The sequence below is a fragment of the Corallococcus llansteffanensis genome (assembly GCF_003612055.1).
Taxonomy (GTDB): domain Bacteria; phylum Myxococcota; class Myxococcia; order Myxococcales; family Myxococcaceae; genus Corallococcus; species Corallococcus llansteffanensis.
The window spans coordinates 1-11063 of sequence record NZ_RAWB01000339.1 but is presented as its reverse complement, the minus strand read 5'-3'; the positions used below and the strand labels follow the sequence as shown (position 1 = coordinate 11063).

The 11063-nt window shown below is 68.7% G+C and carries 9 protein-coding genes; 4 read left to right on the top strand and 5 right to left on the bottom strand.

Annotated features, from left to right (window positions below; translation table 11 throughout):
* The coding region (locus tag D7V93_RS45230; protein WP_158623874.1) for a hypothetical protein at positions 1 to 206 on the top strand (206 nt) is incomplete at its 5' end.
* A 9-nt stretch (positions 207 to 215) separates the two neighbouring features.
* Here D7V93_RS45230 and D7V93_RS27185 read toward each other — a convergent pair.
* A complete protein-coding gene (locus D7V93_RS27185; RefSeq protein ID WP_120646163.1) occupies positions 216 to 1067 on the bottom strand; it encodes an NmrA family NAD(P)-binding protein in 852 nt (283 codons plus the stop codon).
* Positions 1064 to 1492: a nuclear transport factor 2 family protein gene (locus D7V93_RS27180; protein WP_120646162.1), complete on the bottom strand. Its 429-nt coding sequence runs from the start codon at positions 1490 to 1492 to the stop codon at positions 1064 to 1066. Before D7V93_RS27180 ends, D7V93_RS27185 begins: the two co-directional genes overlap by 4 nt.
* A gap of 94 nt (positions 1493 to 1586) precedes the next feature.
* Between D7V93_RS27180 and D7V93_RS27175 the strand changes: the two genes are divergently transcribed.
* Positions 1587 to 2552 carry an AraC family transcriptional regulator gene (locus tag D7V93_RS27175; protein ID WP_244237534.1) on the top strand — a complete coding sequence of 322 codons (966 nt, stop codon included), beginning with the start codon at positions 1587 to 1589 and terminating at the stop codon, positions 2550 to 2552.
* A gap of 56 nt (positions 2553 to 2608) precedes the next feature.
* Positions 2609 to 3973: a glycoside hydrolase family 26 protein gene (locus D7V93_RS27170; protein ID WP_120646161.1), complete on the top strand. Its 1365-nt coding sequence runs from the start codon at positions 2609 to 2611 to the stop codon at positions 3971 to 3973.
* Positions 3974 to 3976: 3 nt separating this feature from the next.
* Here D7V93_RS27170 and D7V93_RS27165 read toward each other — a convergent pair whose 3' ends face one another.
* Together D7V93_RS27165 and ileS are read right to left on the bottom strand one after the other, a co-directional pair.
* On the bottom strand, positions 3977 to 4351 hold the full coding sequence (locus tag D7V93_RS27165) for a GFA family protein (RefSeq protein WP_120646160.1): 375 nt from the start codon (positions 4349 to 4351) through the stop codon (positions 3977 to 3979).
* Positions 4352 to 4431: 80 nt separating this feature from the next.
* Entirely contained in the window at positions 4432 to 8175 is a 3744-nt protein-coding gene (ileS, locus tag D7V93_RS27160) for an isoleucine--tRNA ligase (protein WP_120646159.1), read from the bottom strand.
* 168 nt (positions 8176 to 8343) lie between these two features.
* Here ileS and D7V93_RS27155 point away from each other — a divergent pair, with 168 nt between their 5' ends.
* Positions 8344 to 9519: a glycosyl hydrolase gene (locus D7V93_RS27155; protein WP_120646158.1), complete on the top strand. Its 1176-nt coding sequence runs from the start codon at positions 8344 to 8346 to the stop codon at positions 9517 to 9519.
* 10 nt (positions 9520 to 9529) lie between these two features.
* Here D7V93_RS27155 and D7V93_RS27150 read toward each other — a convergent pair.
* The coding region (locus D7V93_RS27150) for an SDR family NAD(P)-dependent oxidoreductase (protein WP_244237533.1) at positions 9530 to 11063 on the bottom strand (1534 nt) is incomplete at its 5' end.

Genomic DNA, 11063 nt, shown 5'->3' with positions numbered 1-11063 from the left:
GGGGCGGACTGCCCGCCCTCGTGATGATCCCCACGCTCTTCATGGGCACCGCCTGGTTCACGGCGGGCCTCACGGGGCTCCTGACCGGTCGTCCCTGGGACCGGACGCCGTTCTGGGTGAAGTTGCCGCTGATGATCATCGGCTCCGTGCTGGCCCTGCTGGCCTGCGCGGTCATCATCGGGCTCATCCTGAAGGTCGGTCGGTAGCCTTTCGGCTCAACGCCAGACGTTGGCGTGAGCCCGGGCGAAGGACTCGAAGTCGCGCGGCGGCCGGCCCGTGATGCGTTGCACGGTGTCCGTCACGCGGTCCTCGGCTCCATCCCGGAGGGTCACGTCCAGGCCCGCGAGCATGCTTGCGTAAGCCTCCGGCATGCCCGCCTCTTGCAGGTGCCGGCGCACCTCCTCCGGGCTCGCATGCACATGCCGGATGGGGCGGCCCGACACCCGGGACATCACCGCCGCGATGTCGTCGTAGCTCAACGCCTGTGGGCCGGTGATGACGTGCGCGGTGTCATGGGAGGGCTCATCCGCGAGCGCCCGGACGCCGACCGCCGCGATGTCCGCCGCGTCCACGAACCCGACGCGCCCCTTGTCCGTGGAGGTCATCAGCGTGCCGTCGCGCCGGAGGCTGGCCCCGTGCTGGTTCTGGGGGTTGGAGACGTTCTGCATGAACCACGACGGCTGCAGCACGCTCCACTCCGGTGCGTGCTCGCGCAGGAAGCGGTGCACCTGTCCCAGTCCCGGGCTTCCCTCCTGAATGGCGGAGGCGCTGAGCAGGACGACGCGCCGCACGCCCCTGGCCAGCGCGCGTTCGATGAACGGATTCACGAGGAGGGACGGGTCCTCCGCCAGCGCGGGCACCAGCAGGTACATCCGGTCCACGCCGTCCACCGCGGCTTCGTGCGTGGTGGGGTCCGCCCAGTCGAAGCGGACGTGTTCGGTGGAGGGGAAAGGTGGCGTCGTGCTCCGCGTGGCGGTCCGCACCCGGAACCCTTCCGAGGCCAGCCCTTCCGCGATGGGACGTCCCGTGTTGCCAGAGGCGCCGGTGACGAGGATGCGCGGCTTCATGCCTGCTCCTTGCCGAAGGTTCCCGCCGGAGCGGCCAGGGGGTTCCAGTACTCGCGGTAGTGGACGATGCGCCCCTCGCGGAGGTGCAGGCGCATCACGTAGTCCTGTTCGTAGTGGAAGTGTGACGGCAGCAACGTCGCCGAGCCGTGGACCTCCATCCATCCGACGTTCGGGTCGGTGGTCGGGTAGCGCTGGACGTCCGCGAAGGCGAGCCCCTGGAAGCGCTGGGTGATGGGCATGAAGTACGCCCGGATGGCTTCGATGCCCTCCAGTCGGGAAGGCATGCCGAGCGAGGGGGCGTAGGGGAATTCAACGACGGCGTCGTCGGCGAACAGGGTCAGCCAGCGTTCGATGTCCGTGCCGATGAGCGCGAGGTGCGCGTCCATCAGGCGGGTCAGGTCGGAGGTGGAAGCGGCAAGGTCCATGGGGAACTCCATCAACGAGGTGGACCTAGAATGTGACCGCCGCTATGGACGCACCATGTCACTGCGTCCAAAAGAAATGTCCAGGCGTCCAAAGATGCCAGACGAAAAGACCGACGTGGTTTCCGATGTGCTGGAGACGCTGCGGTTCAAGACGCTGCTCTTCGGTCGCTTCGAACTGGGTGCACCGTGGGCGCTGCGCCTGCCCCGCAAGGTCAATGCGTCCTTCTACGTGGTGGCGCGGGGAGGACTGCGCCTCCAAGTGGAGGGCTTGGCGCAACCGGTGTTCCTGTCCGCGGGTGACGTGGTGCTGCTGCCCCGCGCCACCGCCCACGTGCTGGATGACGGCACCCGGAAGGTTCCCCGCGACTTCATCACCCACGAGCAGCTCCGGGCTTCGTCGGGGACGGCCGTTCGGCTGGGGGGGCCGGGTGCGACCACCACGCTGATCACCGGCTGCTTCCAGTTCGGCGTGGACCCCACGCACCCGCTGCTGCGGGCCTTCCCGCCCATCATCCACCTGTCCACGCAGGAGTCCGGCAGGACGCCGTCGCTCGCCGCCGCCGTGCAGCTCATCTCCGCGGAGACCGCCGAGCCGGGGCCGGGGAGCGCCCTCGTGGTCGGCCGTCTGGCGGACGTGCTGCTGGTGCAGGCGCTGCGGGCCCAGGCCGTGCTCGCGAAGCCGGGCGAGGGGGGGTGGAGGGCCCTGGCGGATCCAGCCATCGGGAACGCGCTCGCCCTGATGCATGAGCGGCCCGGCGACCCGTGGACGGTGGAGCGGCTGGCGGCGGCCGTGGGCCTGTCGCGCTCCGGGTTCGCCGCGCGCTTCCACGCGCTGGTGGGTGAGACGCCGCTGCAATACCTGTCCAACTGGCGGATGACCCGCTCCGCGCGTTGGCTGCACGAATCCGACGACAGCCTGGACGCCATCGCCGAACGCGCGGGCTACGAGAGCGCACCCGCGTTCAGCAAGGCCTTCAAGCGCCGCTGGGGCATGGGGCCCGGCGCGTATCGGCGCACGCCCACGCTCCGTGAAACACGCCTGGCATTGATTGACACATAGGTCCTCAAATCGAGATAATCTGGAAATAGCTTCTTTCCCCTCGGGAGCCTTCCAGCATGCCTCCAGGTCTCAAGCGATTCCTTGTCTCCGTCACCACGTCCCTGGCCACGCTGTGTGCCGCGTCCGCGCTCGCGGCGGAGCCGTTGACGGGGGTGTACCGGGGCGAGGTGTATTCGCAGCCCAACACCGTGAACGCGTACTCCACCTGGCTGGGCTACGACGTGAAGATGGGCCAGGGGCACCAGGCCAAGGACAGCTGGGGCAACATCGAGAACCCGGGCTGGCAGTTGGGCGCGTGGCGCTCGTGGGTGAAGGCGAAGCCAGGGCGGCGGCTCAACTATTCAGTCGCCATGTTCCCCTCGGGCCAGGGCACGCTCGCGTCGTGCGCGGCGGGTGCGTATGACCAGCGCTTCAAGAACCTGGCGTCCAACCTGGTGGCCTACGAGCTCCAGGGCACCATCCTCCGGCCAGGCTGGGAGTTCAGCGGCAACTGGATGCCCTGGTACTCCGGCAACGGGCAGCAGGCGAACTTCGCCGGGTGCTTCCGGCGCATCGTGACGGCCATGCGCACCGCGCAGCCGAACGCCGGGTTCGAGTTCGACTGGAACCCCAACTACGACATCGCCTCGGCCGACCTGAGCGCGACGTACCCGGGAGACGCATACGTCGACTACATCGGCCTGGACATGTACGACCAGGGCTGGAACGGGGCCTATCCGATTCCGGCGGGCTGCACGGGTTCGTGCGCGCTGACGCGCTGGCAGTCGGTGTGGAACAGCCAGTTCGGCCCGGCGCTGACGAAGTTCAAGAGCTTCGCGCAGTCCCACGGCAAGCGGCTGTCCGTCCCGGAGTGGGGCGTCAACGACGCGGCCACGCAGGGCGGCGGGGACGACACGTACTACGTGCAGCAGATGCTGGCGTTCATCTTCGACCCGGCGAACAACGTGGGCTACCACTCGTACTTCGACCTCCAGGCGGCGGACGGGCACCACCAGCTGTCCAACGTGGACAACAACGGTGGCAACACCTTCGTCACCGAGTTCCCCAACGCCGCGGCGGTCTTCAAGAACCACTACGCGGGCCTCACGCAGTCGCAGGTCACCACCACGAAGGCGACGGTGAGCCCGGCGACGGTGACGCGCGGCCAGACGTTCAACGTCACCGGGTCCGTCACGTCGTCCACCGCGCGCACGGTGGTGGTGAAGTATGAGATCCGCAATGCGTCCACCACGGCGCTGGTGGCGGAGCGCTCCTACGCGGCGCAGGCCTTCACGGCGGGACAGACGCGCGCGTACAGTTCCGCGTTCGTCATCCCCACGTCGCTGGGCGCGGGCACCTACCGCGTGGACACGCTCGTGTTCACCGCGGACTGGAGCCAGACGCTGCTGTACCGCAACGACACGACGTTCACCGCGAACTAGCGGCTACCAGAGGTTGCGCCCGTCCACGAACACGACGCGCACGGCGTCCAGGTTGAAGTCGTTGAGCAGCCGCGCGTTGAGGCCGACCCTGAACCTGCCGGGCACGGGGGCGTTGTTCTCCCAGACGGGCATGTCCGTCCAGGTGCCGCAGCCGCAGACCTGGCAGTGGTGGTGTTCGACGGGCGCGTTGCGGTCGTAGGTGGCCACGCTCTCACGGCGCGAGATCTTCACCTGCTCCGGGTCGTAGTAGGCCCAGAGCACGCCCCGCTTGGCGCAGAACGTACAGTTGCAGCGGGTGACCGTGCCGGGCGGCGCGGCCACCTCGAACTGCGTCGCACCGCAGTGACAGCTTCCCTTCAGGGGCGGGGTCTGGCTCATCCCTCCATCATCGGGGATGCGCTCGCTTCGTGCCCAGGGGGAACGACGCGGGGCCCCGGAGGGCCCCGCTGTTCCACACTTCAGACGCGCTCGACGCGGAGCCGCGCGGGCAGGCCGTTGAGGCTGTCCTCCTGTTCGGTGCCGGTGAGGCCCTCGGGGCCCACGTGGAGTTCCGAGGCCAGCGTCTCGCGCTCGATCTCCGCGCGGGCCGCCGTGACGACGCGCTTCACCCGCTCGTCACCGTCCACCCACAGCCGGATGCGGTCGGTGTAGCCCAGGTTCAGGTCCTTGCGGCTGCCCTGCACGCGCGCCAGCAGCTCGCGCACCAGCCCCTCGTCCTCCAGGGCGGGCGTGAGCTGCGTGTGGAGCACCACCACGCCCACGCCTGAGCCTGCGGCGGCGTAGCCGGGCTGCGCCTCCACCAGCGTCTCCAGCTCCTCGGCGGGGAAGACCATGTCCTCGCCGCCCACGTTCAGGGCCACCTTGCCCGTCTGGAGCAGCTCGTGGTGCAGCGCGCGGCCGTCACCGGAGTCGAACGCCTTGCGCACCGGCGCGAGCTTGGGCCCCAGCCGGCTTCCCATGGCGCGCAGGTTGGGCCGCACGCGGTAGCGCACCACGTCCGCCTCCGGGCCGCCCGGCTCCACCAGCTTCACGGTGTGCACGTTGAGCTCGTCGGAGATGAGCTCCTGGTACACCGCCACGCGCTCCGACAGCTCGCGGCGCGACAGGATGACGTCCGCGCGCGACAGCGGCTGGCGCACCTTGAGCCGGTTGTCCGTGCGGACCTTGAGGCCCAGCGACACCAGCTCGCGCACCGCGCCCATCTCCGCGGCCAGCCCCTCGTCGATGAGGCTCGCCTCCACGTCCGGGAAGCGCGCCAGGTGCACGCTCTCCGGCTGCGTGCCGGGCCACGGCTTCACCACCAGGTTGCCCCACATGTCGTCGGTGAAGAACGGGATGAAGGGCGCGGACAGCGCGGTGATGGTGGTCAGCGCCTCGTACAGCGTGAAGTACGCGTCCTGCTTGTCCTGTTCGAAGCCCGGCGCCCAGAAGCGCTCGCGGCTGCGGCGCAGGTACCAGTTGGACAGCGCGTCCACCAGCGCCACCATCCGCTGGGCCGCGTCGTACACCTGATACGTGTCCAGCGCCTTGGCCACGTCGCGCAGCGTGAGCTGCACTTCGGAGAGGATCCACCGGTCCAGCACGGGCCGGGCCTTCACCTCGCGCCAGCCCTCGCTCTTGCGGATGGCCAGCCACGGCGCTTCCTTCGCGCCAGGGTTGCCCTTCGCCGGGTTGAAGCCGTCGATGTTCGCGTAGATGGTGAAGAACGAGTAGACGTTGCGCAGCTTGACCTGGAAGTCCTTCTGCAACAGCCGCACGTTCGCCAGCGAGTGGCGCGTGTTGGACCAGGTGGGGCTCGCCGCGTAGAAGAACCACCGGAACGCGTCCGCGCCCGGGGCCTTCGTCGCGGGATCCTTCAGCACCACGCGCTCACCGGCCGGAAGCCGGGGCACCTCCACCGGCATCACGTCCGCGCCGCGCGCCGACGGCTTCACGTCCAGCGCCTGCAGCTCCGCGGGCGCCAGCAGCACCACGCGGCGCTTGAGCTTCTTGTGCACCTTCACCGTCACGGTGACGGCCTTGTCCGGCCGGTCCGCGCGGAAGAGCTGCACGCGCGCGCCCTCCTGCGTGTCCAGGCCCTCCAGGTCCTCGCGCGCGATGAGCGCCACGCCCGGCTCCGCGGGGACGCCGGCCTCCGTGGCGGTGAGCACCGCGAAGTCCATCCGCACCTCGTCCAGGATGATCTCCGGCGGGGTGTAGTTGCCCTTGGACTTGGACTCCTTCTTGCCCTCCTTGTCGGAGACGTGGCCCAGCACGATGCAGCTCTTGTACGGCATGGGCCACTCACGCTTCGGCGTGAGGCCCATGCGCTGCTGGGTCTCCTCGTCGAACACCAGCGTGCTGACCATCAGCAGCGAATAGAACCAGCCGCGTGTCTGGTCGATGGCCTCGGAGATGAAGTCCGCCGGGAACGCGCGGTTGAACGTCTCCTTCGAACCTTCCGCGTGCGGGAAGCCCCACTGCGCGAAGGGCATGCAGCCGGAGTCGAACCACACGTCCACGACTTCAGGGACGCGCTGGAACTTCCCGCCCGCGCCGGGCTTCTCGTAGGTGACCTTGTCGATCCACGGCTTGTGGACCAGCAGGTGCTCCGAGTTGGACTCGTGCGGCTTGCCGGCGAGGAACGCCTTCAGCTCCGCCTCCACGGCGGCCACGTTGTTGCCCGGCTTCGTGCGCAGCTCGGCGAGCGACGGCACGGCCTCCGTCTCACCCGTCTCCGAGTGGATCCACAGGGGCAGCGGCGTGCCCCAGTAGCGCTCGCGCGACAGGGCCCAGTCCACGTTGTTGTCGAGGAAGTCGCCGAAGCGGCCGTCCTTGATGTTCTCCGGCACCCAGTTGACGTGCTGGTTGTTCTTCTTCGCCTCTTCGATGACGGAGGTGGTGCGGATGTACCAGGCGGGCCGGGCGTACTGGATGAGCGGGTCCTCGTCCGCGCGCCAGCAGAAGGGGTACTCGTGGCGGTACTGCTCCGTGTGGATGAGCAGCCCGCGCTCCTTCAGGTTGCGCTGCAGGTCCTTGTCCGCGTCCTTCACGAAGCGGCCGGCGACGAGGGGCACTTCTTCGGAGAACGTGCCGTCCGGCTTCACCGCGCAGCGCATCTCCAGCGCGTCCGGGTCCTGGAAGCGCTGGCTGTCCTTGCGGAAGGCCCGGTAGTCGTCCTCGCCGAAGGCGGGCGCGGTGTGCACGATGCCCGTGCCGCTGTCCAGGGTGACGAAGTCCGCGGCCATCACGCGCCAGGCCACCGTGTCCGTGCCGCCGTCCTTCAGCGGCAGCGTGGCGTCCGCGTCCTTCGCGAAGTACGTGTCGAAGGGCGGCGTGTAGCGCTTGCCCACCAGCTCCTGGCCCTTCTGCGTGGCCAGCACCGGCAGGTCCTTCTTCAGCTTCTTCGCCAGGTCCTCGCGCAGCGCGGCGGCGAGGATGAGCTTGCGGTCCCCCGCGTCCACCGTGACGTAGTCCACCGAGGGGTTGACGGCCGCGTACATGTTGGACGGCAGCGTCCAGGGCGTCGTCGTCCAGATGAGCAGCGACGTGTCCGGAGCATCGCGCAGCGGGAAGGCCACGTAGACGCTGGGGTCGTCCACCGTCTTGTAGCCCAGGCCTACTTCCGCCGCGGACAGCGCGGTGCCGCCGCGCGGCCACCACCACACCACCTTGTGGCCCTGGTACAGCAGGCCCTTCTTGAACAGCTCGGAGAGCGCCCACCACACGCTCTGCACGAAGCCGCGGTGATAGGTGACGTAGGCCTCGTTCAGGTCCACCCAGAAGCCGATGCGCTGGGTCAGCCGCTCCCACTCGGCGGTGTAGCGGAACACGGACTCGATGCAGCGCTCGGTGAAGGGCTCCACGCCGTACTTCTCGATCTCCGCCTTGCCGTGGATGCGCAGTTCCTTCTCGACCTCCACCTCCACCGGCAGGCCGTGGGTGTCCCAGCCCGCCTTGCGCGGCACGTAGTGGCCCCGCATGGTCTGGTAGCGGGGGAACAGGTCCTTGATGACGCGCGTGAGGACGTGGCCGTTGTGCGGCAGGCCGTTCGCCGTGGGCGGGCCTTCGTAGAAGACGAAGCTTTTGGCCCCTTCGTTCGCCTTGAGCGATTTCTCGAAGATGCCGCGCTCCTTCCAGAAGGCCAGGATGCGGCGCTCCTCGGCCGGGAAGTCCATCTCCACGGGGACCGCGTCGAACAGGGGCGAAGACTTTTCAGACATGGTGGCGTGCTTGATACCACCGGACCGGCCCGCTGGCAGTGAATCCAGGCCCTTGCGGCCTGCCCCGCCGGCCGGTGGACAAATTAGCTTTCACTGAAATTCATGTAATCCGTGGTGCAGGGATGGCACCTTGCCCGCTTCCCGGGCAGCCCTGGAGGTCCCCACGTGATGCATGTGACCCGTTCTTCTCTCTCCCCTGTCGTCGCGCTCACGGCGGCGCTGGCGCTGTGTCTGGGCGCGGGCCCGGCAGGGGCGCAGGTGTCCCGGACGCTGAGCACGCCGGGCCCCACGGCGCAGGCGCAGAAGGTCTACAACCTGCTGACGGACCTGGAGAACAACAGCCGCAACGGTGGGACGAAGCAGACCATCATGGGCCAGCACTGCGAGGCGCAGAAGGAGGCCTACGCGGGCGAGTACTGGGTGAAGGTCGGAGACCTCTCCGGCCGGCGTCCGGGCTTCGTGGAGTTCGACTTCGGGCCGGGCAACTACCGCGCCACCTACAGCGAGCCGTACGTGGACTACGCGGTGGGCTTCGCGCGCGACCGCTTCATCTACGGGGAGGGCATCGTCGGCTTCAGCTTCCACCAGTCCTATCCGGGCGCGTCGGTGAAGAGCTGGCCGAACACCTTCCGGCAGTCGTGGATGGATTACAACTGGATGGGCCGGGTCATCAACTGGCAGGCCAACACGGCGGAGTACCAGGCGCTCCTGCGCGACCTGTCCTTCGCGGCGGACAAGCTCACCGTCCTGCGGGACGCAGGCGTGCCGGTGCTCTTCCGCCCCTTCCACGAGATGAACAAGAAGGGGAGCGCGTCACCGTTCTGGTGGGCGAACCAGGATCCGTACCAGTACAAGCAGCTCTGGAACATCGCGCACGACTACCTGGTGAAGACGCGCGGGCTGAAGAACCTCATCTTCGTCTGGTCGCCGTATGAGTGGGACGGGACGTACGGCGGGGACGCTTCGGTCTACTACCCGGGCAGCGACCGCGTGGACGTGGTGGCGGTGGACATCTACCACGGCAATCCCTACTTCCCGGCCCAGTTCTACACGGGGCTCGCGGGCTACAACAAACCGCGCATGGTGGCGGAGACGGACAAGCTGCCGGTGCGCTGGGGTGACAGCCGCTACGGGACGGTGTCGGAGCTCGACGCGCGTCCGTGGGCCATCTATTCGGTGTGGGGGGATTCGCTCGTCTACAACCTGGGCACGACGAGCCCGAACGACTGGAACGTGTCCAGCAACTACAAGGCCATCAAGGACACGTATGGGTATCAAGGCTCGTACTGGCGGGTGCTGACCGGCGGCAGCAACGCGACCTACAACTGGGCCGCGCTGCGCTGAAGGCCGCGCGTCACCAGTTGGTGGGGCGGTAGTCCTTGAAGAAGTTGCCCCAGACGAACTCGTTCGTGTTGATGGCCGTCATGACGGGGTCGACGATGCGCGCGGCGCCGTCCACGATGTCGAGCGGGGGCTGGAAGTCCAGCTCCTGCACCTTGCGCTCGGCGTGCTGCACGGGGTCCTCGTCGGTGACCCAGCCGGTGTCCGCGGCGTTCATGAAGATGCCGTCCTTCGCGTAGTCCGGCGCGGAGGTGAGCGTCATCATGTTGAGCGCGGCCTTGGCCATGTTGGTGTGCGGGTGCTTGTCCGTCTTGGTGCCGCGGGAGAAGCTGCCCTCCATCGCGGAGACGTTGACGATGTGGCCCGGCTGCGAGCGGTCGCGCATCATCAGCGGCTTGAGCTTCCCGCAGAGGATGAAGGGCGCCACCGCGTTCACCAGGTGCACCTCCAGCATCTCCGCCGTCTGCACCTCCGCCAGCTTCAGGCGCCAGGAGTTCGTCTTGCGCAGGTCCACCTGCTGGAGGTCCGCGTCCAGCCGGCCCTGCGGGAAGAGCGCCTGCGTGTCCGGCTCCTGCTCCATCGCGTAGGGCAAGAGCGACAGCGCCGCCGACGAGTGGATGCCCAGCGCGGGGTCGCTGCTGCGCCACGTGGCCACGGGCAGCGACGACACCGTGTCGCCCGCGTCCCCCATGTGGCCCGGGTTCAGGGCGGGCCTGAGCGCCGCGATGCACGCATGGTGGCCGGCGAGCAGCGGGCGCACCTCCTCCGGCAGCGTGTTGGCGGGGCGCAGCTCGCCCTGGAGCAGGTGCTGGTAGAAGCCCGGCGGCCGGCGCACCGTCTGCGCCGCGTTGTTGATGAGGATGTCCAGCTTGTCGTGCGTCTCTTCGATGTGGCGCGCGAACAGCTCCACGCTGGGCGCGTGCCGGAGGTCCAGGCCGTGCACGTGCAGCCGGTGGGACCAGTCCGCGAAGTCCGGCTCCCGCGCGTAGCGGAGCACCGCGTCCTGGGGGAAGCGCGTGGTGGCGATGACCGTCGCGCCCGAGCGCAGCAGCATCAGCGACGCCTGGAAGCCAATCTTCACGCGCGCGCCGGTGATGAGCGCGACCTTGCCGTTGAGGGGCGCGCGCTGGGTGCGCCGGGCGTAGTTGAAGTCGCCGCAGGCGCTGCACAGGGTGTCGTAGAAGAAGTGCAGCTTGCGGTACTCCGCCTTGCACACGTAGCACTTGCGAGGCACCTCCAGCAGGCGCTCCTCCACGTCCACGGGCGGCGGCGCGGGCAGCATCGGCAGGGTGAGCACCGGCGCGCGGCGCAGGGCGCGGATCTCCGTGCTGGCGCGCACGACGCTGTCCTTCTTGCGCTGCTGCTCCTTGCGCTCCTTGCGCAGCGTGTTCTGCAGCCGGTTCTTGGCGGCCCTGTCCGGGTGCACCAGCCGGCTGGCGGCGGCCAGCAGCCCGTGGTGGACCTCCTCGGGCATGCGCGTCAGGTGCACGCGGTGGTGGGCCAGCATGTTCAGCAGCTCCGTGACGCGGAGCACCTCCTCCTGGCTG